The sequence below is a fragment of the Chitinivibrionales bacterium genome, from assembly GCA_014728215.1.
Taxonomy (GTDB): domain Bacteria; phylum Fibrobacterota; class Chitinivibrionia; order Chitinivibrionales; family WJKA01; genus WJKA01.
Map to the genome: position 1 here is coordinate 121,531 of WJLZ01000133.1, position 19,924 is coordinate 141,454.

Sequence of the window (19,924 nt, forward strand, 5' to 3'; positions counted from 1 at the left end):
CATCTCACGATTTGCTCAATTTATACCTCATTAATTGCCATGGGTTACGTGAGAAGGGTAGTTCGATAAAGATCTTTCGCAGCAGGGCTGCTTGTTTGCCGTAGATAATGAATTCGGGGAGCATGAGCAGCAGATCGGGATATCTAAACCTTCGTGGCCAGGTCAGCGTGGTCGATTCTTTTCTTTTACATAACTCAAGCAGATAATAGATCCAGGATGCAATGCCGGTTTGGCGGGCGTAGTCGAAAAACCGCCGACGATTGAATGCGGGTTGAGACAGGATAAGTTTCATCTCCTCAAAAAATGATTGCTGCGGAATCTGGGCGCCGTGTACCAGTTGATGACACATCATGATTAGAAGCATATCCTCTAAACAGGGAAGCACCCGCTTAGATCGGGTGTGAGTACCCCTTTTGAATAGCGTGCTGGTGGGAAGATAAAACCGTTCGGGACGGTTGAGCATGGCATGCATTTCGATAACGACGTTAGTGCTGCCGGAAACATAATAGAATGCCTTTGCAAAGGGCCAGGATTCCTTTTCACGTGCTACCGTTGTACCGCTCGAATCGAAATAGTCCGATGCCCTGGTGAAACGGTCGGGCAAAACAAGAATATCGATATCATTCATGGTTCGTGAGGAAATTTTTTCCGCCAGTCCGGAACAGATAAGTGACGCCCCTTTTATGGGCATGTACTGCAGATTCATGGCGGAAAAATCCTGATCTAGTTGGTCGAGTATTTCCCCATAGAGCACCTGGCGCAGTTTCCAGGTCTGTTCGGGAGTATATTTTTCCTCTTTATTTTTGCCAGGTAAAGGACTCATAGAACGCTTTCATCAGATGAAATACCGTTTGCTTTATCAGCACCCTACTTTGTGTGGGGTTGTCGAAATGGCGGTTAATTATTCTGGATAAATCGTACCATTGTCTGAATCGCTTCGCACAACTGCTCTGGCCGGGGTAGGTGCGGTAATTGTAAACAACTTTATCCAGAAAGAACACCTGGCCGCAGGAAAATATTTCAAGAGCCAGATATTTATCGATCGACCGTAAGAGTGTTTCATCCAATGGGGCAATCCGGTTCATACATACTTTCCTGACCATAAGGGTCGGTCCGATAATGGGCGCCCGAAAGTTACATACGATATCGTTTTTCCTGAAAACAGGGTAAGAACTGCGGGTGCGATACGGTTTGCCCTCTTTGTTAATATAGTCGGCATTGCCGTATACCGCCATCGCATCAGGGGTGGCATGAAGAAATTCCGCTCTGTCCCGAAGACTATTTTCCGGTAAGGTATCATCGGCATCGACGATAGTAATGAAATCGCCGGAAGAGAGCGCAATGCCACGGTTGAGAGCGGATACTTTTCCACCGTGGGGCTGATCGTGAGCAATAAGAGAGGGGTGCATTGCAGCGGTGTTTTTTATAACCGACTCAGTGGTATCGGTCGAGCCGTCATTAATGACTATTACTTCAAAATCGGACCAGGATTGAGCAAGCAGGCTCTGCAGGGTTTCCGGCAGGGTTGCCGCCATATTATAAATCGGAACGATTACGCTGACACGGGGTGTTTTCATGGAACCGGTAAAACTGAATAAATAATGCAAAGATGCTGGAGATTGTTGTCCCGGTATAAATATACTCTGTGTGATAAACAATGCGGGCGTCCGGCTTGATGCCCGCTATTTTTTTCGGGAACAGACGCAAATCAGGTCTCCCCGGGCCGGCAGATGACCATCCTTTGAAAATTCCGACTTATGCTTTGCGGCCCTTTTTGGCGCCTTTGGCACTGTTTATAATGCGATAGGTTTGTGAGATCGACAATTTGTGTTTTTGGGCAATTTTTGTGCCCGGCACATTGTTTTTATAAAGCTTGATAATATCGGCATCGCGTTCTTTGTGCTTGTCGGCAACCGGTGCGATACCGTGTTTGGTACGGAGCTGATGCACTGCCTGGCGGGTGATGCCATAGAGTTTCCCAATCGCATCATCGGTTTTATATTTCTTTTGAAGTTTAATCAGTTGATTTTTGCTTATGCGCGCCATAAAATCACTCCCTTTCGTATGTATTGAATGTTACCGTCAAGCATTGCGCCCGATTTGCTATATGAGAAAAATAGCTTTAGCTTGACGGAGATGCAAGCCTTGGGCGCATAACTTTTTGAAATTGATTTGACAAAAAAATCTTCAAGGGGTATAATTAGATTGTCTTTGATGGGAAAAGGAAGGGTTATGGAATTGGCAATGACAGAAAAGGGGGACGTAAAGCTCCTTCATTTTATCGGAAAGATCTCGAGTACCGGGTCGGTTCAGATGGCTGATATGATCGCGGCATTCTCCAAAAGCGAATATAAGAAAATTGTTATCGACTTCACAAAAACCAGCTTTATCGATACGGTTGGTATCAGCAAGCTGGTAGAATCGTGCAAAAAAATACAGAATTCAGAAAAAGAACTGGCAATAGTAGCCGAAGGTGCAATCCGCCAATTGTTTTTTGATATCTATTTTAACCGCCTTTTTGAGATAGCAGATTCCCTCGATAAGGCTCTTCAAGGCAATTCTTCGACGCCTATCGCCCCGGCGCCACGAGTGAAATAAACTAATTTGGTTATGAAAATAAAGTCACTTTTTAAAACCGGCGCACTCATTGCCGCAGTATTACCGGCAATAATATTTCCTTCGCTGTCACACGCAGAAAGCAAACTGCGCCCCCAATTCGGTGTTTATTACAGCCAGGCGGCCGGCGACCTGTTTATGACTGGTATCGTTCAGAAAAATACTTTCGAAAAACTCCCCTTCCAGTATTTCATGCAAATTGGGTACGCCTATGATAAACGGTACCGTGTTGAATATAAAGATTACGGTCATGGGGTAGTAATGGATAATTCTGTGGGTCCCTATCTTACCCTCAATGAAATAAAGCTCGGCATGTTCGGGGGAGTATTTATTCTGTTTGAAGCCTATAAACTCACCGGAGTGGATGCATACAGCCGCGAGCGAAATATGGGATTGACTACAGGTGCTTATTGTACGGCTTTCGAGCATATATCCTGCAAGGCCGGTATTTTACAGGCCTGGGAACTCAGCAAATTTTTTCTTCTCTGGAATGATTATCCCCTCAGTTTCTATTTTTCATTGCTTTTAACACTCTAAAAGAGTACAGGGTCAAGGATCATTGGGCGGGTGATAACAGCCTGGTGCTCCGTTGTCGTGTGAAGGAGCAAAAAAAAAGCCTTCATAAGAAGGCTTTTTTTGCAAATGGCGCCTCGCAGAATCGAACTGCGGACACGGGGATTTTCAGTCCCCTGCTCTACCGACTGAGCTAAAGCGCCATTGTGTTCAGAAGAACGGAAGATAAGATAAATTATTCAAAGGAAAAGATCAAGGCTACGCGCCTCTCAGTTTTCTGACATATTCTTTATCAACCGGAAAATGTTCTTGTTTGTCAAAATATTCCTGCAGGTCGAAAACATCAGCGAAATCATTAACCGAATCTTCGGGCCGCTTTGAAAGAAGGCTGATATCGATAAGGTTATACACGATATAGCCGAAATCCGAAGTATGATAAATACCCCAGTCATTAAGGACCGTACGAGCCAGGGGACCGTACTGACGGGCTGCGTATTCGGCAAGTCCGGCTGAGAGTTCCTGTCCGGTCACATGACGTTTTTCACTGAGCTTGGTGATAAAAAACTCCAGACCGTTCAGTATAAAAACATAGGCCTGGGGCTTATAACGGGCATCCCTCCCGGCATCGATGATTTCGGTCTGGATCCGTTCAAGAATTTGATTTGCTATCATTGGATGATGATGTATTCCGTGCGAATACTTTGATTTTATGGTCGATACTATTATCGTTTTCGATTATTGAGATTATGAAACAGCCGGCGGTATCGGCACAGCGAAACCGCATAAGAGAGAGGTATTCGTGTCGTAATGCATCGAACCTGGGCCGGCTTTCTTCAGTAACACCATCTTTCGGAGGAACCGATATCGTGAGTGGATTAACAAAGCGTGAGCCCAGTTTCATACGGTAATCCAGATGAGGTCCGGTGGAAAGGCCGGTACTTCCGACGGTTCCGATCATTTGTCCCTGTTTTATTCGGGTACCTCTTCCGATCCCCCGGGCATAGCTGTTCAGATGGCCGTAATAGGTCTCGTATGAAGCTCCATGGCGTATCCTGATATGTTTTCCATAGCCACCTTTTGTTCCTATAAACGACACGACTCCATCGGCCGGGGCATACACCGGCGTCCCCCGCGGGGCCGCATAATCGACCCCCAGATGGGGCCTGACGATGCCGAGTATGGGGTGTCTCCTGTTGTAGGAATATCCCGATGAAATCCGGCTGTAACGGAGCGGCGCCTTGAGAAACTGCTTCTGCACCGATTTGCCGTTACAATCATAATGATTGATTTTGCCCTCTTCATCAGGCAGTGCAAGCGCATAGAATTCTTTTCCGTTGTTAATATATTTGGCGGCAAGAATTGAGCCATAACCGATGAAATGACCACTGGCATATTTCTTTTCAAAGATGACCTCAAAAGTATCGCCTTTTTTCGGGTCGATAAAGAAATTTATATCCCAGGCGAAGATATCGGTCAGCTGTGCAGCAAGTGCATCACCGATCTCAATCTCATACATCGCTTCCGAAAGGCTGGTCAACAGTTCACCTCGCGCGATACAGAGGTGGGTTGAGGTGGCAATCGGTTCTTTTTCTGCTTTTATTCGAAGATCCTCGATAGTCATATGATACCAGTACTGAAGCCTGCTGAGGAGAGAGACTTTTTCAAGGCTGCTGTCCGGCTTAAGTGTAAAGACGAGTGAATCACCCGGATAAAGAGCGGACAGGCCCATAGAAAGAAGGTGACGGTAATACTGGAGTGCATTTTTATCGGAAATACCATGGGAGACAAGAATATTACCGAATGTATCTCCCGGTTTTACGATATAATTAATAAAATGGCGGACCGGTGCGGGGGGAGGAGATGGGATCGCCGTATGCCCCTGGAGAGTACGCTGCGAAGGTGGCTTTACCTCGCCGTCACGACAAAAATGCCAGGAAAGTGTAACCGTAAGAATAATGAACAGGGACAACACAAGCGGCCTTTTGGCTTTTTTATGGTCCCTTTTATGTTTTACGCGATTTTTGAATTCTTTCGAAATAAGATCTTGTTTCAAGGGCTTATCAATCCCGGTTATGGTATTCGTACGAGTCGTGAAGGATTATTTCCTGGTTGAAAAGTCATTTCCTTGATTGTTTCTTTGCCACCCTTTGAAAATTTCATGGTATGGGTACCCGAACGCACTTTCAGCTTGTCCCTATTGGTTTTTCCGATATGTTGTCCGTCCATATAGACATCGGCAATGGGTGGCAGGGAAGAAATGAATATTGTTGCCGGTTCGCCGGTCGAACTGCCTGCACGTGCTGATGGTGCCGGTGTGGGCTCAGGTTTGGATGCTGCCGGTGCCGGAGAAGGCGTTGACGGCCGTGCTGCAGGAGCAGGTTTTGACGGCTTGGGTTCAGGCCTTGAAGGCGCCGGGGTCGAGGGTCGTGCAGCTACCGGTTCAGGTTTCTTTTCCAATCGGATTATGTGTTCCTTAATGCCGCCTTCGTACTGAACAAAATCGGTTTTGGGAACAAACCCTTCTTTACGAGCGGTAACTTTGATTGTGCCGTAGACATCGGGTTTTTCCCACCGATAGGGGGTTGTTCCAAGGGTTTTATTATCAATTTTGATTTGTGCACCTGAGGGCACTGAAGTAATGGTCAGCCTGTTTGTTTTTGTTACAGGGCGTGATGGTGTGGTTGGCCGGCGTTTAGGCTGTCGGGTAACAGTCCTGCGAGGCGCTCGTTTGGGTGCCGGTTTACTCGGTTTCTTAACTGGAGCAGTTGAAGCTTCTTCTATATCCTCTGTTTCTTCTCCCGCAGAATCGGTCATTTCCGGCGGTGTTTCCACCGGCAATTGAGGAACTTCGGGAGTCTCCGATACAGCAGGTGCTTCCGTTGTTGGTTCCGATTGCTGAACCATCTTAAATAATTGTGGCCCAAAGAAATAACCTGCTCCACCCAGAATTGCGATAATCAGGATAATAACGATTACCGGAAGAAATGAAGATTTCTTTTTTGGCTCAAATTCATCATCTGCATCGTCGGCCCACCGGTCGATTCGTTTAGGTGGAGAACTGCGTTCCCCGGCTTTTTGGGGGGGCGGTTCCTGTTCTGCTTCAAAATCGGGTGTTTGAGGCTCATACTGTGGTGGCGGCGGCGGAGCCGGTTCGAATGCTGCTGGTTCGGGTTGCGATGGTCGAGAAGGTGGCTCAAAGGAACGCGGTTCCTCTCGTGGCGGCTCGGACGGCGGCTTAAAGGAGGTCGGTTCAGGTTGTTGCGGCCGTGATGGTGGTTCATAGGGCTCCGGTTCCCGTCGTGGCGGCTGCGAAGTCTCGTAGGATGACTTTTCCCGATTGGACGGCGTATAAATATCCGGTTCGGGTGCCGAGGGTTGCTCATAGGATTGCGGCGGGGGCGGAGTATATTGCTCAGGCTGACGCTGCTCTCCCATTGTATCCGGACCCATAGCAGATTCTATTTCAGAACGAAAATCATCATACTCGGATTTGGGTTTCTGGGGAGGTTTGGGACGGTGCGTTTCCTGGTATCGTTTCAGGGCTGCAAGACTGAAACTGGAGGTCTGCATGATAATATCTTCGGAACTCCGAATAAGATCATCTTCGGTATCGTAGACTTTCAGAAAGTTATATACCCCCGAGCTTTCGAGAATCTGGCGTACCTGTTTGCTGGGAGAAAGCAATGCCAAACGGCCGCTGACATCAAGAACTTTCCGGTTCAGGTTCAGCACTACATTCATGGCATCGGAATAGAGATATTTCAACTCCGACAAATCAAGAGCGATATTCCGATGTCCTTCATCGATAAACTGTTCGACTTTATCTTTTAATTCGCCCGAATTAAAAATCTCACCCTCTTCCAGCGTCGGTTTGAGGACTTCAAATAAGCCGGACATTCGAGTTTCGAGGTTGATACCTGCCTCCTTTGTAAGGGTAACAGTATAAAACTGTTAATAAATACGCCAGACAGGATTCGAACCTGTGGCCTTCGGCTCCGGAGGCCGACGCTCTATCCAGCTGAGCTACTGGCGCTTGTTCTACATCCGGTCTTAAACGACCTCGGGATGTTCTAATATCAAAAAATAATATATTACAGATATATTAGAGAAAACAATAGTAATATTTAATCTATTTAATTTTCTCCGGTTCAACTTCGGTTATTCTAAAAGTAAGTATATTTCAGCTGATTTGTATTTTCTTCATAATTGCATCGGTGATCTTAAGCACAATTAACGCTTCGTTCCCGGTCGTTCCTCCGCGGTTGCCGTTTTCTTCACCATTTATTGCATTCACAAAAGCGTCGAGTTCTTTTTCCAAAGCATCTCCTGCCGCCGGTTTTTCGGTATCGCATACAACGGGCAGCTGGTCCGCTGAATATGCCGGATCGAGATAACACCGCTCGAATTTTCTTGTGTCAAGATCAACTGAAAAATAGGTGTTTTTCTGAAACAGCCGCAACTTTCGCATCCGCTTTATCGAAACACGGCTCGCCGTACAGTTAACGACCAGCCCTGATGGAAAACTCAGCCGGACATTGGCGATGTCGATATCCGGTGAGATAACCGGTACCCCGGTAGCGGCAATAGCGCCATAATCGGGTTCTTCTTTGCAGAGGCGATACACCAGATGAAGATCATGAACCATGAGATCCAGAATGACCGATACATCCGTTCCACGGGGGGAAAATTCTGCAAGTCGATGAATTTCCATAAACCGTGGTGCGGGGCTGAATGCAACAAGCCGTTCGAATGCCGGATTGAAGATCTCCGAGTGCCCAACATGCAATATGCAGTTTTGCCGCTCCGCGGCCTCGACAAGCTTTTCGCCGTTGTCATACGAATCGGCGAGAGGTTTTTCCAAAAGAACGTGTTTTCCGGCCCTGAGCGCAGCGAGGCCGGTTTCAAGATGGGCGCTGCAGGGAACCGCAATAATAACGGCATCGGCGGAATCGATGAGTGAATCAATACTGTCAAAAGCTTTCAGGCCGCAGCTCTTTTCAACCTCCTCGGCGCGTTGTTGACTGCTGTCATAAAACCCGATACAATCCACCGAAGGATTGTTAACACATTTGTTAAGGTGATAACCACCTAAAACTCCTGCGCCGATTACTCCGATTTTAATCGGATTCATTCCATTCCTCCTCACCCATTAAACAACGCACCTGCGGGGGGATAAATATGTTTCCCGTATCCATCCGCCGCAGCGCATCGATACACACTGTTATTTTATCATGTATGCCCAATGTTTTGTTGATAAAAACAATTTTTTTTTCTTTGATCCGGGTCAACCCCCCGGCCCCCATACAATCTTCATACCGCAATTCAACCCCACACTGTTCAAGGGTATTTTTCACGAGATTGAACGCATGTTCTTTCTGCGTTATGTAGTCATCCTTTTTCATGCATCCTCGATTCTTTGAGCAAGTCTGGAATAGCGGAAAAAAGCATCATTGTTGTTTATCGCTATGCGAAGCGCTTTGGGCGTCCCGATAAAAATACACAAGTCCCGCGCTCGCGTGAGTGCCGTGTAAAAAAGATTTCGCTGGAGCATGATAAAGTGTTGCGTTGAACAGGGAATTATCACAGCCCTGAACTCAGATCCCTGGCTCTTGTGGATACTGATACAGTAAGCCTGCACAAGCTCATCGAGATCCCTGGAGTGGTAGGAGATGATCCGGTTATCGAAATCCACCTGTAATCCGTTATCCGGTGAAATATCCACTACAAATCCGATGTCGCCGTTGAATACTCCGAGATCGTAGTTGTTACGGACCTGCATGACCTTGTCGCCTCGTGAGAAACAGCGTTCTCCACGGGTAATTCTTTCGGTATTCCGGTTAAGTGCCTGCTGAAGTTCGCGGTTGAGATTCTGGGTTCCCAGAATGCCCTTGTGCATGGGGGAGAGTACCTGAATATCGGTGAGAGGGTTGAAATCATAGGTTTTCGGCAGCCTGCTGCAGACAAGATCCACAATAGTATCCACACTCTTTTCCGGATCGTTTTCTTCAATGAAAAAGCAATTGTCGGCCCTGTTGTTGACTAACCGTGGAACGGCTCCATGTATTATTCCGTGAGCAGCCTGAACGATGGTGCTCTCCTCCGCCTGACGGAATATGGTGGTGAGGTTAAGGTGTGGAACTTTATGTGAGGCGATGAGATCCGAGAGGACATTCCCGGGGCCTACCGAGGGAAGCTGGTGATTGTCGCCGACAAAAATAAGCCTGGTTGACGGCCGCAGGGCTTTCATCACCGAATTCATGAGAAATATGTCGATCATGGAAACTTCATCGATTATAAGCACATTGGCATCGAGCGGATTATCTTCATTCCGATCGAACATGGTCCCTTTTTTCCCCGGACGGAATTCCAGCAGGCGATGAAGCGTCCGGGCTTTGAGACCGGATATTGTTCCCATCCGCTGGGCGGCCCGCCCGGTGGGAGCGGCAAGAGAGATTAAGAGATTGCGCTCCCGGAAATAGGAGACAACTACCTGAAGAATGGTGGTTTTTCCGGTTCCGGGACCACCGGTCAAAAGAAATGTACCGGAATGAACCATGCCCTTGATCGCTTCGATCTGACGGGGATCGGCCCTGAATCCGGTTTTGGCACAATAGTTTTTTAGCCAGGTTTCAAAAGAATCGCTATCACCACCTGAGAAATTGTTGTCTTCTGCACACCGTTTTTTTACTGATTCGGCTACCGACTTTTCCGCATTAAAAAGCACCGGAAGATAAACATTCCCACCTTCTCGTATAACGGACTGTTTTTCGCATAAATGATCAAGCGAGTAGGTGACCATTTCTTCGGAAACCTCAAGTAATTCGGCTCCTTTGGTGATCAGCTCTTTTTCGGGTAAATAGCAGTGACCGTCGGTTAAAGCATTTTGAAGACAGACGATAAGTCCGGCCCTGATGCGTTTGTATGAATCATGGGTGAATCCGAGTTGAGAGGCAATCGAATCGGCCTTTTTAAAGCCCACTCCCCAAATGTCATCGATAAGCCGGTAGGGATTAAGGGATAATACTTCCTTTGCTTTTATTCCGTAGGCAGCGTAGATCTTAATCGCAAGATTGATCGATACACCGAATTCCTGGAGAAAGAGCATGAGATCGTGAATAGATTTGTGCTGCTGCCAGGCTTCTTTAATTTTTGAAAGAATCTTTTTTCCGATTCCTGGTATTTCACGAAGACGGTCGGGGGTATTGTCGAGGATATTCAGTGTTTCGAGGCCGAAGGTATCGATAATTTTTTGCGCCCGCGAGGCTCCGATGTTTGCTATGAGTCCCGAGCTGAGAAGCGCAAAGATCGCCTTTTTGGTGGTCGGCCTGACAAGTTCATATGATTCTACTGAAAATTGCGGGCCGAAACGGGCATGCTGCTGCCAGGTACCCTTGACCGTCACCGAGCTTCCGTTTTCCACCGTCGGCATGGTCCCGACACAGGTGGCGGCAGTAACACTGTCTTCCGATTGCAATTTTAATACCGTAAAACCGCTATCTTCATTCTGAAAGGTTATGTTGGTAACAATGCCGTTGATTGTTTGCATGAGGATCTATCCGGCAGTTGCAGGCATCCGGGCAAGAAAAGAAAAGGGTGAGAAAAAGTCCCACCCCGATGCCATTCTCTGGAAAGCGGATTTATCGCTTACTGTAGTGAAAAACCATTATGCGAACTAAAAGCGATTAGATTTTCTTCTTATGGCGATTCTGGCGACGATGCTTTTTGCGCTTGTGTTTGTTGATTTTCGCCTTACGCCGTTTCTTGACATTTGACATGTATGCGCCAATCCTTTCTATAATTATTTTCATGATTGTAATGCGAATACAGTGTGCTAAAATCGGTTCTGCCACCTCGTATTGTCAACCTGAGGGGGATAATTGGACCTTCTATTCACATTGCACAAACTCCGTGAGTGCGGTATAATTAGGAAAAGGAGCATTTCCTATGGATCTGATTATCACTTCGATCAATAATCCCCGGGCTTATCCGGTACTGACCAGGAATCTTGCCGGGGATCCCTCGATTTCCCTGGAAAAGGCCAGAACCATGCTCCAAAACCTTCCGGTTACCTACCTTACCGATATTTCACAGACTGAAGCTGAAGAAGCGATCATTCAACTCAACAAACTTGGAGTGACGGCAAAAATTATCCAGCCTCAGTCGAGTACTCCACTAAGCCAGGGAAAAAATGTAACATGGAAACCCGCAGATACAACAAAAGAACCCTCTAAAAAACCAACGGTAAGAAAAAAGGCGGCTATTTACCGTAGTCCGGCTCAAAAAGTGAGTTCCATCGGCACACGTACATCGCCGAAATCAACGAAAATTCGAAATATTGCCTCAGGTATTGCCGGTATCGCCGTAATGGCTCTTATTGTGGGCGCTATGATCTTTCTGAGCAATTTCGGGAACGATTCGTACCGGGAGACAAAATCAGGATCACCGGCAATAAAAAAAAGACTGTCAAAAACAAGGTCAAAGGCGGGCCAACAGCGAAAATCGAGAAAAAAGCCTTCAAAAGGCAGGCCCTCCAAGCAGCGGCCCACACCCACATCATCACAGAAACGACAGGCTGTTTCGTATATCGATTCGGCCAGAGTCACTGATGACAATCTGACTGCGATTAAGTTTTATACAATTGCACTCTCATTCAATAAGTACAATGTTGATGCCTGGTATGGGCTGATCAATGCCTACAGTGATGCCGGTATGCTCGAGGAAGCACGTGAAGCCCGGGCTGAAATGAAAGCAATTTTCGGTGATAATGTTTTTTCACTTACCGGGATCGTCGAATTGTACGGTACCCCACAGGATATATCACGCACTCCGGAGGGGACATTGCGAATTGAATATCAGTCAAAAAACCGGAGTAAATCGGAATTGACCGAGGAAGCATTCAGGCTTGCAAAGGCCCTGCGAAGCGAATGCAGATGCACTGCCCTTTCGTTCTTTGCCCAAACCGGCAAAGGAAAAGGGCTTCTTGTCCATACTCCACTTGAGCAGTTTCCCCCTACTCTTGCAGAATTCAAGAAAAAGGCATCACTCACTTTTTTAGAATAGTTTCGATAAATTCCAGCAGGCTCTGTATGGTCTGTTCGAGTTCCTTTTGAAAATCTTCGTCTTCGCAAAATATCTGCACAACTTCAAGAATAGCAAGAATATGCGCGATATCCAGGTCCTCGGGATTATCTTCCTTGAGAAGGTCGATCAGCTCTTCGATATTATCGTAGAAAAAGAGCGGACGTTCCAGTTTTTCCTCGATGGGCCCCACATTATCGATCACTCGCTGTGCATAGGCGCTGATAATCTCCTTTTCCCGGGGGGTGAGGGTAACCTGGACCGTCTCTTCAAGCTGAGATTCGGGGATTCTCAATTCGTAGAAATTAACACTCTTCAGTTTGTCGATCGTACCAAGCTCTTTCCGGGTATAAAGTCCCGATGATTCCTCAAAGTGCTCTTCGATTGTTTCCCGCGCGTTCTCTTTTTGCTCCGGAGGAATAAATACTGTATAGGTTTTGTTGGCTTCGGTCTCGATCGGAACAATATCCGACGGCGCCGTGCCTTTGGCATAAAAAGGAATGTCATTTTCCGATAAAATCGAAGAAACAAGCATCATGTCGGCCCTGGAGAACGTGTTATCCAGAGAGACAAATGACTCCTGGTCATAGTGTTGTCCCGATGGTTCGGGAGTAGTATATGCGTTTTTTTTCTCATCAGCTATGTCTCGGAGGGCAATTTCTTTTTCCATCAGCGAAAGAGCCTCGGGGGTGTACTGGTCTTTTTCACGATAAAATTGCTCTAAAAGGTATTCATCACTGAAGTTTTTGATAGTTTTTTTAAGATCTGCGGTCATGCAATTAACTCCATGGTAACAGTTCCGGAATATTTTTGATAAATTAATAGAGTACCTGGTTACTCCAAAACTCCATCACTCCGTTCAGAAAAGGCTTTTCGGAACAGATACTAATATAGTTTTTTATACTTTTTCATACTATTCCTGCATCGTTTCCACGCCCTTCATAACAATAGACTTTGTGTTCACATGAATGATATACTATTGTATACTTTCATGGAGAGAGTCGAAATCAACGTGACATAAGGGAATGGCACAATGAGATATTATTCTACCAGGAAAAAGAAATTCAAGCGTGATGAGATCATTTTTTCGGAGAACAGCGATTGTGACGGCATGTATATAATCAATTCCGGTCGGGTCAGGATTTTCAAAACCGTGGGATCGGGAACAAATGTCCGTGAAGTCGAGCTGTGCATGCTGGGGCCGCGGGCCATGTTCGGTGAGATGGCGATGATCGACAACTCGAAGCGTTCCGCCAATGTTCAGGCGATCGAACCGACCGAATGTACCCTTATTACCAAGAAGGTTTTTGAAGATCAGTTGAGTCGTATCCCTTTCTGGATGGTCAATATGATCCGTATCCTGGTGACCCGTCTCCGGGAAACCAATGAAAAGCTGAGAAAATCGGTTGAGCAGTATACCAACGTGCCCGAATACGATACGGGAAGCATTATCACTGTGGATGAAGAAAGTTCGGCGCCTTTTATCAATGAGAGCGTCGAAGATGGCCGGGGACAGAGTCCTATGGCACAGTCGGTCGATACTCCCTCTAATTCATCCGATACAACGTCGGCCAAGGGTAAAAGCGGTATGATTGTCATGGGATCGTTATCGGATTCGGATGACGACGATGACGACGATGAATGAATCTCCTTTTTTTGTCATAACCATTTCCTTATATCCATTATCTATATTTTTTAAAGAAAGGCTGAGGCTGAGAAGGAAATAACCTTCGACCTTCGACACTTCGGCATGTTTAGCGCATCGCCTTCGATTTTCGACTATAAACCAGAGCAACTAACGAGTGAGTTATGACAAAAAAACTATTTGCTTTCGATCTTGATGGAACGCTTCTTAACTCCGAAAAACAGATCTCATCCGCCAATGCTGCGGCGCTCAAAGAGATGGTTGCCTCCGGCGCGGTTGTGGCGCTGGCTACCGGACGGCTGGCATCGAGCGTGGCCCAGTACACTACCGATCCCGATATCGATCTGGCCCTCTTAACGCTGAACGGCGCAGCTGTATACACGGGAAAAGGTGATAACAATCAATTGATCTATTCGGCCAAACTCGATCTGGAACATGTCGATTTTCTTGTTGATTATGCCTGGGAGAAGCCTTATGCGTTTAATTACTACAATGATGATGGCAAGCTTTTTACGACGCGTACCAAGCTGAGTACCCGGTGGATCGATCTTTATTATCAGCAGACAAAAACAGAGTACAATTTTATCGACTCCTTTGATACGCTCAGAAAACAGTCTCCCTTCAAGATCATATTCGTTGGTGATCCCGGCGATCTGGATAAAGAGGAAGTGACACTGAAAAAGAAATTCAGTGAATCGGTTTATATTGTAAGATCGTGGGATTATTATCTCGAATTTCTCAATCCTCAGGCAAACAAGGCGCGGGGACTCAAAGCATTGGCCGATGCCTATGGAATCGATCTTGATAATGTTGTTGCCTTTGGCGACGCCGACAACGATGTTCCTCTTTTAGCGACCGCCGGTAAGGGCATTGCCATGAAAAATGGTTCTCCCAAAGCCAAAGCCGCCGCCAATGTTGTTTCCGAGTGGACCAACGATGAAGATGCGGTGGCGCGGGAATGGGAGCGGTTGAAAGCTGAACGTTAAAGGCTGAAAGTCATTGGTTTCAATCTCTCATATCCAGGGAGTAATAATTATGTAAGGGGCTTGGCGCCCCTTGTACCCGGCTTGGAAAATGCTTTTCCTGATAGCCCAACCCCCCGGGCTCCGCCCGCCCCCCATACTTGGGGGCGGCAGAACAAGATATTCACTCGCATGGTGTTCCATGTAAAGACGGTAGTTTAGAGAGCCTCAGCCACCGGATGGAAATGATACCCCCCATCATCACAAATAATTATTTTATACACCTTTACTTTTTATCCGAAAATTTCAGGAAGGGACATTGTCATGGCAAAAGTAGCTGATCGATACCTTGCGGGTGATTCGTGGAATGTTGTCGAGAAAGGGTTTCACCCGGAGAAACAGCGGGTGTCGGAATCGATATTCAGTTTGTCAAATGAGTTCATGGGTCTGCGGGGCTATTTCGAGGAAGGCTACAGCGGCGATCATCTTCAGGGCTCCTATTTCGGCGGATTGTACGAGAACAAAGAGGTTGGTCATCCTCAGGTGTTCAAGGGCTTTGTTACCAGAGAAAATTTCATTGTCAATGCCTGCGACTGGCTCTATACCAGAATTTATGTCAAGGGCGAACAGCTCGACCTTGCCAGAAGTAAATTTTCTGATTTTACCCGGAGTGTTAATCTCAAGACCGGTGTCATGGAGCGGAGCTTTGTCTGGCATACAAAATCGGGTGCCCGTTTGAAAATCAGTTTTACCCGTTTTTTGAGCATGGGGCACAACAATATGGCCATGCAGCGGATGCGCTTTGAAAGTCTCGATAAATCCTGCAAGGTGGTGGTCCGTACCGGGCTCAGTTTTGCCACCTATCAGGAGATTGCCGCAGGATGGGATATGCGTGATGAAGCCGGGTCGGCGCGGGAAATTCCGGATATATCCTATTGGGACATAAACAAACGTCAGAGTAAACCAGGAAGATACGCAATACAGGCAAGCACCAAAACCACCGGGTTTTCCGCATTCTGCTCATATAAACTCTCATCCAATATTTCCTTAACTGAAAAACCTTTCGAGCGGGAAGAGACGGTCGGGTGTGATGTCTCATTTACGGTAAAGCGGACCGCCCTGGTCGTTCTGGACAAGACTATTGTTAATTTCTGGGAACGTCCCTCGGAGATGAATTCCCGTCAGGTCTGGTCTCAGGGGACAACGCTGTTTAACAAGTATAAGAAAACAGCCTATGAAAAAGCATTGGCAGAGCAGGAAGAGTACTGGGCGAAATTCTGGGAAACCCGCGATATTGTCATTCAGGGAGATAATGACAGTCAGCAGGGTGTCCGGTTTGACATAATGCAGCTTCATATGGCCTATCATGGTGGTGATGAACGTCTGGCCATACCCTCCAAGGGCCTTACCGCCGAGGTTTACAGCGGGTGGATATTCTGGGTGGTTGAAACCTATTGCCAGCACATGATGATTTTTTCCGATCCCGAGGCCGCAAAGAAGCTTCTTAAGTTCCGGTACCATGGTCTGAAAGGTGCACTGCAAAGGGCGACCGAAGTCGATTGCACGGGAGCACGGTATCCGTTCTGTACGATCGACGGTCCTGAGTCGTGCGCAACCTGGCAGCATGCGGATATGGAAATACATGTGGGGGTCGGGATCTACCGGGCGATCGAGCTCTATATCATGCATACGGATGATAAAGACTTTCTGTACACCTACGGAATCGAGATGCTGCTTCAGATTTCCCGCTATTATGCCTCACGGGGCGACTGGAGTCCCCGTGGTGATTTCGGTTTTTACGGGGTCATGGGTCCCGATGAATACAAGTCGCTGGTCCATCATAACTACTATACCAATTTTATGGGAAAAAAATGTTTTGAGTATACCCTGAAAGTTATCAGGGAGATGCAAACCAAAGCGCCAAAAGAGTGGGCAAAGGTTAAAAAAACGGTGGGGCTTACTCCCCGGGAGCCCGAAGAATGGAAAAAGATGGCTTCCAAAATGCGGCTTCTCAAAGACCCGAAAACCGGTGTATGCGAGCAGCATGACGGCTACTTTGATTTGCCGGAAGTCGATGTCGCGTCAATCGGACCCGATCAGATTCCGATTTACAAAAACTGGGCATACGAGAAGATCCTCCGCATGAACATGGTGAAACAGGCCGATGTCCTGTTGTTACCGGTCTGGTTTGCTCATCAGTGGAACGATAAGGATACACAGGCCAATTTCGATTTTTACGAACCCCGGACAATTCACGAGTCAACCTTTTCGATCTCGATCCACCAGATACTGTTCGCCGAACTCGGACGGCTTCCCCAGGCCTACGACTTTTTCAAATACATGTGCCGGGTGGATCTTGACGATTACCAGAAAAACACGGCGCAAGGCCTGCACATGACCCCCAAATCGGGCACCTGGCTCAGCATGGTGTACGGATGGGGCGGTATGCGGACCGGGAAACGACGGCTCTCCTTCGCACCATCCATCCCGAAAAAATGGAAACGGTACCGATTCCGGATTGTCAGCCGTTCCACGATCCTTGAAGTGACGGTTGATCATAAGGAAGTCCAGTTTGCAATTGTTGAGGGGCCGTCGATAACTATCGAGGCATACGGCAAAAAAGAGAAGGTGACACAGGATGGTGTTACGGTCAAGATGCCGAAAATCAAGCCTGCAAAGCCCATGAAGATCAACCCGCCGGTCCGACCGCTCTGGTAGTTACGGATTTCATGTACCGCTACCAGAAAACCGGACGATATTTTGCCCAGGTCGCCGATGATATCAAGGATATCGCGCAGCAGGAACTTCTCGGCCTGGGCGCCTCCGATACCCGGCAGGCATACCGGGGGATTCATTGTACCGCCGACCCGAAGATAATGTATGCGGTCAATTACCATGCGCGGTTGATTACCAGGGTCCTGGCGCCGCTGCTTGTCTTTGACTGCCATTCGGCAAAATACCTCTATTTACAGGCAAAAAAGATTTGCTGGGAGGATTTCCTGACCGATGGGGATACCTTTGCGGTTTTTGCCACCGTTGCCAACAGTGCAATTCGTCATTCAAAGTACGCGGCCCTTCGTCTCAAGGATTCCGTCGTGGACCGGTTCAGGGAGCAAAGCGGAAACCGGCCATCGGTTGACACCCGGAACCCCGGTCTCTGGATCAATCTCCATATCGAAAACAACCGGGCCACGATCAGTATCGACACATCGGGGGGATCGCTTCACCGCCGCGGCTACCGGCAATCGTCGGTGGAAGCGCCCATGATCGAAACCCTCGCCGCAGCCATTATCCGTCTGACAGAATGGGACGGCACACGCCCCCTGGTCGATCCCTTCTGCGGCTCGGGGACGCTTCTGTGCGAAGCGTACATGCACGCGGCACGCATGCCCGGGGCGATGCTCCGGGAAACATTCGGGTTCATGCGCCTTCCCGATTACAATGCCGCGCTCTGGGAGACTGTCCGCCGACAGGGCCTCGATGCCATACGGCCGGTGGAACAGGGATTGATTTCAGGAAGCGATATCTCACCCGGGGCCGTTGCAGCAGCCCGTCAAAACTGCGCGGTAATCGATAACGATAACCGCATCACGCTTGAGGTACGCGATATTTTCGAACGGGGAAAAATCGAGAACAGCGTCATTGTCTGCAATCCTCCCTATGGAGTCCGTCTCAAATCAAAATCCGATCTTGGTCGCTTTTACAAACGCCTTGGTGATTTCCTCAAACACAACTGCCGCGACTCGACCGCCTATATCTATTTCGGCGACCGGAAATACCTGAAACACATCGGCCTCCGTCCATCCTGGAAGAAGAAACTCAATAACGGGGGGCTGGACGGCCGGTTGGCGAAGTTTGAGATGTATTAGATAACCCATTCATCCTGTCAAACAACCGTCGCATTTATGAAACGCCTGTCGCACAAATGCGACACTCAGCGCCTGCCAATTACTTAAAAAATGCAAAATACCTCATTTTTATCTTTGGCACGGCTGTTGCATTTATTAATTTATAAATGCTGGTGACAAGGCTTAACCGATCGTAATCAATCCGTAATCATGCTGCCAATCCAGCCTTAACAATATTGGAGAATGAAAGTTCCCCCCGGTCTATGGTTATACCCTGTACTTCCCATAGTTTCGGATAAAAAAATTGTAAGAAGTATCATGATTACTTTTGAAGGAGTGGTGTATGCGCTACAAAGATCTTTTTGCGACAATTGATATCTGCATTGCCGACCGGGGCAAAAGAAGCCGTTGGGAATACAGCGGTATTTTCGATTCAAATCCGCTCTACAAACTGATATGGGTGGAAAATGCGCGTGATGCCTCCAAGGCCTTATATGCCAAAAAGGACTGTCATGTCTGCATAATGGATTTCGGCATAGGTGATCAGTATTTCAATGAGTTTTCTCTTCTCACGCGTTTTGCCAAGAGGACCTCCTTTATTATCTGCTCATCGGAAATGACAATCGAGCAGTCTTTTGTGATCCGTGACTACGGGGTCAAGGCGGTTGTTAAAAAGGACTCAACGCATAGTGTGGCCAAACTGAAAAAGCTGGTAAAGAAAGCGGTTCTCTGCAATCTGTTTAATCCATCATACGATTTTTTAATACCCCATAACGTTCCGGGGAATATCACCAAAACTCTCTTTGACACCAATCCGACATCCGTATCGGAATGGGCCCGGAATGCCGGTATTTCCGAGTCCTATCTCAGGCGGATATGCAAAGACTGCTGCAAGCAGAGTCCGAAAAATGCCCTGGCTCTCCACCGGAAATACAGCGCCGCGATCGATTATTACACTACGATAAAGGGCAGGAAAAGGAAATCAACGGCCGGGGAGATTGATGCGGTGGTGTATGAGCAGCATGATAGTGTAACGAAGGGCAAATCATCCTCAAAATCAGGGTGAAGCACCTCCTAAATCGTATCGCAGTTCTTCTAAAAGCGAAATACGTTCCTCTCCCGAAAGAGTTCAATGACGAGATCAAGATTCTTGAGAATGATTCTCTGGTGGGGGAACCGCATAGCGTTTCCCCCTGGTCTGAGTTCCCGATTACAATCGGGATCTCAGACGCACCCCCTCCAGCAAGGGCGGCCGCGCTATG

The 19,924-nt window shown here is 47.5% G+C and carries 19 protein-coding genes and 2 tRNA genes; 8 read left to right on the forward strand and 13 right to left on the reverse strand.

Features of this window, described 5'->3' with window-relative positions; all coding sequences use genetic code 11:
• Positions 1-4 precede the first annotated feature (4 nt).
• The 3 genes from GF401_11235 to GF401_11245 form a co-directional block, all read right to left on the reverse strand.
• Entirely contained in the window at positions 5-823 is an 819-nt protein-coding gene (locus tag GF401_11235; GenBank protein MBD3345625.1) for a hypothetical protein, read from the reverse strand.
• Complete coding sequence (locus tag GF401_11240) at positions 798-1,577, reverse strand: glycosyltransferase (GenBank protein MBD3345626.1); 780 nt, start codon at positions 1,575-1,577, stop codon at positions 798-800. Before GF401_11240 ends, GF401_11235 begins: the two co-directional genes overlap by 26 nt.
• Before the next feature lie 178 nt (positions 1,578-1,755).
• Entirely contained in the window at positions 1,756-2,046 is a 291-nt protein-coding gene (locus tag GF401_11245) for a hypothetical protein (protein MBD3345627.1), read from the reverse strand.
• Between the two features lie 168 nt (positions 2,047-2,214).
• Between GF401_11245 and GF401_11250 the strand changes: the two genes are divergently transcribed.
• Together GF401_11250 and GF401_11255 are read left to right on the forward strand one after the other, a co-directional pair.
• Complete coding sequence (locus GF401_11250; protein ID MBD3345628.1) at positions 2,215-2,598, forward strand: STAS domain-containing protein; 384 nt, start codon at positions 2,215-2,217, stop codon at positions 2,596-2,598.
• Positions 2,599-2,610: 12 nt separating this feature from the next.
• The gene (locus GF401_11255) at positions 2,611-3,153 is read left to right on the forward strand and encodes a hypothetical protein (GenBank protein ID MBD3345629.1); all 543 of its coding nucleotides are present in this window, start codon (positions 2,611-2,613) and stop codon (positions 3,151-3,153) included.
• 106 nt (positions 3,154-3,259) lie between these two features.
• On the opposite strand, the gene GF401_11260 is transcribed toward GF401_11255, so the two are convergent.
• The 9 genes from GF401_11260 to GF401_11300 all read right to left on the reverse strand — a co-directional run bounded on the left by GF401_11260 (position 3,260) and on the right by GF401_11300 (position 10,904).
• A tRNA-Phe gene (locus GF401_11260) sits at positions 3,260-3,332 on the reverse strand.
• A 55-nt stretch (positions 3,333-3,387) separates the two neighbouring features.
• The gene (locus GF401_11265) at positions 3,388-3,801 is read right to left on the reverse strand and encodes a hypothetical protein (GenBank protein MBD3345630.1); all 414 of its coding nucleotides are present in this window, start codon (positions 3,799-3,801) and stop codon (positions 3,388-3,390) included.
• Positions 3,779-5,182: a peptidoglycan DD-metalloendopeptidase family protein gene (locus GF401_11270; GenBank protein ID MBD3345631.1), complete on the reverse strand. Its 1,404-nt coding sequence runs from the start codon at positions 5,180-5,182 to the stop codon at positions 3,779-3,781. The genes GF401_11265 and GF401_11270 overlap by 23 nt, the downstream gene beginning before the upstream one ends.
• Positions 5,183-5,199: 17 nt before the next feature.
• Positions 5,200-7,026 (reverse strand): PEGA domain-containing protein, encoded by a 1,827-nt coding sequence (locus GF401_11275; protein MBD3345632.1) that lies wholly within the window; start codon positions 7,024-7,026, stop codon positions 5,200-5,202.
• Between the two features lie 62 nt (positions 7,027-7,088).
• Positions 7,089-7,162: transfer RNA gene (locus GF401_11280), tRNA-Arg, on the reverse strand.
• 147 nt (positions 7,163-7,309) lie between these two features.
• Positions 7,310-8,260: a gfo/Idh/MocA family oxidoreductase gene (locus tag GF401_11285; GenBank protein MBD3345633.1), complete on the reverse strand. Its 951-nt coding sequence runs from the start codon at positions 8,258-8,260 to the stop codon at positions 7,310-7,312.
• Positions 8,247-8,531 (reverse strand): hypothetical protein, encoded by a 285-nt coding sequence (locus GF401_11290; GenBank protein MBD3345634.1) that lies wholly within the window; start codon positions 8,529-8,531, stop codon positions 8,247-8,249. The genes GF401_11285 and GF401_11290 overlap by 14 nt, the downstream gene beginning before the upstream one ends.
• Positions 8,528-10,675, reverse strand: a complete 2,148-nt coding sequence (locus GF401_11295; protein MBD3345635.1) for an ATP-dependent RecD-like DNA helicase — start codon at positions 10,673-10,675, stop codon at positions 8,528-8,530. Before GF401_11295 ends, GF401_11290 begins: the two co-directional genes overlap by 4 nt.
• Positions 10,676-10,811: 136 nt before the next feature.
• Positions 10,812-10,904, reverse strand: a complete 93-nt coding sequence (locus GF401_11300; protein MBD3345636.1) for an AURKAIP1/COX24 domain-containing protein — start codon at positions 10,902-10,904, stop codon at positions 10,812-10,814.
• 169 nt (positions 10,905-11,073) lie between these two features.
• Here GF401_11300 and GF401_11305 point away from each other — a divergent pair, with 169 nt between their 5' ends.
• The gene (locus tag GF401_11305; GenBank protein MBD3345637.1) at positions 11,074-12,189 is read left to right on the forward strand and encodes a hypothetical protein; all 1,116 of its coding nucleotides are present in this window, start codon (positions 11,074-11,076) and stop codon (positions 12,187-12,189) included.
• Here the strand turns inward: GF401_11305 and GF401_11310 are convergent.
• A complete protein-coding gene (locus tag GF401_11310) occupies positions 12,173-12,982 on the reverse strand; it encodes a hypothetical protein (protein ID MBD3345638.1) in 810 nt (269 codons plus the stop codon). The genes GF401_11305 and GF401_11310 overlap by 17 nt on opposite strands.
• A 258-nt stretch (positions 12,983-13,240) precedes the next feature.
• Between GF401_11310 and GF401_11315 the strand changes: the two genes are divergently transcribed.
• The 5 genes from GF401_11315 (at position 13,241) to GF401_11335 (ending at position 19,728) form a co-directional block, all read left to right on the forward strand.
• Positions 13,241-13,852, forward strand: coding sequence for a cyclic nucleotide-binding domain-containing protein (locus GF401_11315; GenBank protein MBD3345639.1), 612 nt, complete (start codon positions 13,241-13,243; stop codon positions 13,850-13,852).
• Between the two features lie 164 nt (positions 13,853-14,016).
• Positions 14,017-14,838: a Cof-type HAD-IIB family hydrolase gene (locus GF401_11320; GenBank protein MBD3345640.1), complete on the forward strand. Its 822-nt coding sequence runs from the start codon at positions 14,017-14,019 to the stop codon at positions 14,836-14,838.
• A gap of 300 nt (positions 14,839-15,138) precedes the next feature.
• Complete coding sequence (locus GF401_11325) at positions 15,139-17,532, forward strand: family 65 glycosyl hydrolase (protein MBD3345641.1); 2,394 nt, start codon at positions 15,139-15,141, stop codon at positions 17,530-17,532.
• A gap of 11 nt (positions 17,533-17,543) precedes the next feature.
• Complete coding sequence (locus GF401_11330) at positions 17,544-18,683, forward strand: class I SAM-dependent RNA methyltransferase (GenBank protein MBD3345642.1); 1,140 nt, start codon at positions 17,544-17,546, stop codon at positions 18,681-18,683.
• 322 nt (positions 18,684-19,005) lie between these two features.
• A complete protein-coding gene (locus GF401_11335) occupies positions 19,006-19,728 on the forward strand; it encodes a hypothetical protein (GenBank protein ID MBD3345643.1) in 723 nt (240 codons plus the stop codon).
• The last annotated feature ends 196 nt before the right edge of the window (positions 19,729-19,924 follow it).

Coding starts and splice junctions, on each gene's coding strand:
- GF401_11295 (MBD3345635.1), bottom strand. CDS start 10,675: ATGCAAACAATCAACGGCATTGTTACCAACATAACCTTTCAGAATGAA.
- GF401_11310 (MBD3345638.1), bottom strand. CDS start 12,982: ATGACCGCAGATCTTAAAAAAACTATCAAAAACTTCAGTGATGAATAC.
- GF401_11300 (MBD3345636.1), bottom strand. CDS start 10,904: ATGTCAAATGTCAAGAAACGGCGTAAGGCGAAAATCAACAAACACAAG.
- GF401_11255 (MBD3345629.1), top strand. CDS start 2,611: ATGAAAATAAAGTCACTTTTTAAAACCGGCGCACTCATTGCCGCAGTA.
- GF401_11275 (MBD3345632.1), bottom strand. CDS start 7,026: ATGTCCGGCTTATTTGAAGTCCTCAAACCGACGCTGGAAGAGGGTGAG.
- GF401_11235 (MBD3345625.1), bottom strand. CDS start 823: ATGAGTCCTTTACCTGGCAAAAATAAAGAGGAAAAATATACTCCCGAA.
- GF401_11290 (MBD3345634.1), bottom strand. CDS start 8,531: ATGAAAAAGGATGACTACATAACGCAGAAAGAACATGCGTTCAATCTC.
- GF401_11315 (MBD3345639.1), top strand. CDS start 13,241: ATGAGATATTATTCTACCAGGAAAAAGAAATTCAAGCGTGATGAGATC.
- GF401_11305 (MBD3345637.1), top strand. CDS start 11,074: ATGGATCTGATTATCACTTCGATCAATAATCCCCGGGCTTATCCGGTA.
- GF401_11250 (MBD3345628.1), top strand. CDS start 2,215: ATGGGAAAAGGAAGGGTTATGGAATTGGCAATGACAGAAAAGGGGGAC.
- GF401_11245 (MBD3345627.1), bottom strand. CDS start 2,046: ATGGCGCGCATAAGCAAAAATCAACTGATTAAACTTCAAAAGAAATAT.
- GF401_11325 (MBD3345641.1), top strand. CDS start 15,139: ATGGCAAAAGTAGCTGATCGATACCTTGCGGGTGATTCGTGGAATGTT.
- GF401_11320 (MBD3345640.1), top strand. CDS start 14,017: ATGACAAAAAAACTATTTGCTTTCGATCTTGATGGAACGCTTCTTAAC.
- GF401_11240 (MBD3345626.1), bottom strand. CDS start 1,577: ATGAAAACACCCCGTGTCAGCGTAATCGTTCCGATTTATAATATGGCG.
- GF401_11335 (MBD3345643.1), top strand. CDS start 19,006: ATGCGCTACAAAGATCTTTTTGCGACAATTGATATCTGCATTGCCGAC.
- GF401_11285 (MBD3345633.1), bottom strand. CDS start 8,260: ATGAATCCGATTAAAATCGGAGTAATCGGCGCAGGAGTTTTAGGTGGT.
- GF401_11265 (MBD3345630.1), bottom strand. CDS start 3,801: ATGATAGCAAATCAAATTCTTGAACGGATCCAGACCGAAATCATCGAT.
- GF401_11330 (MBD3345642.1), top strand. CDS start 17,544: ATGTACCGCTACCAGAAAACCGGACGATATTTTGCCCAGGTCGCCGAT.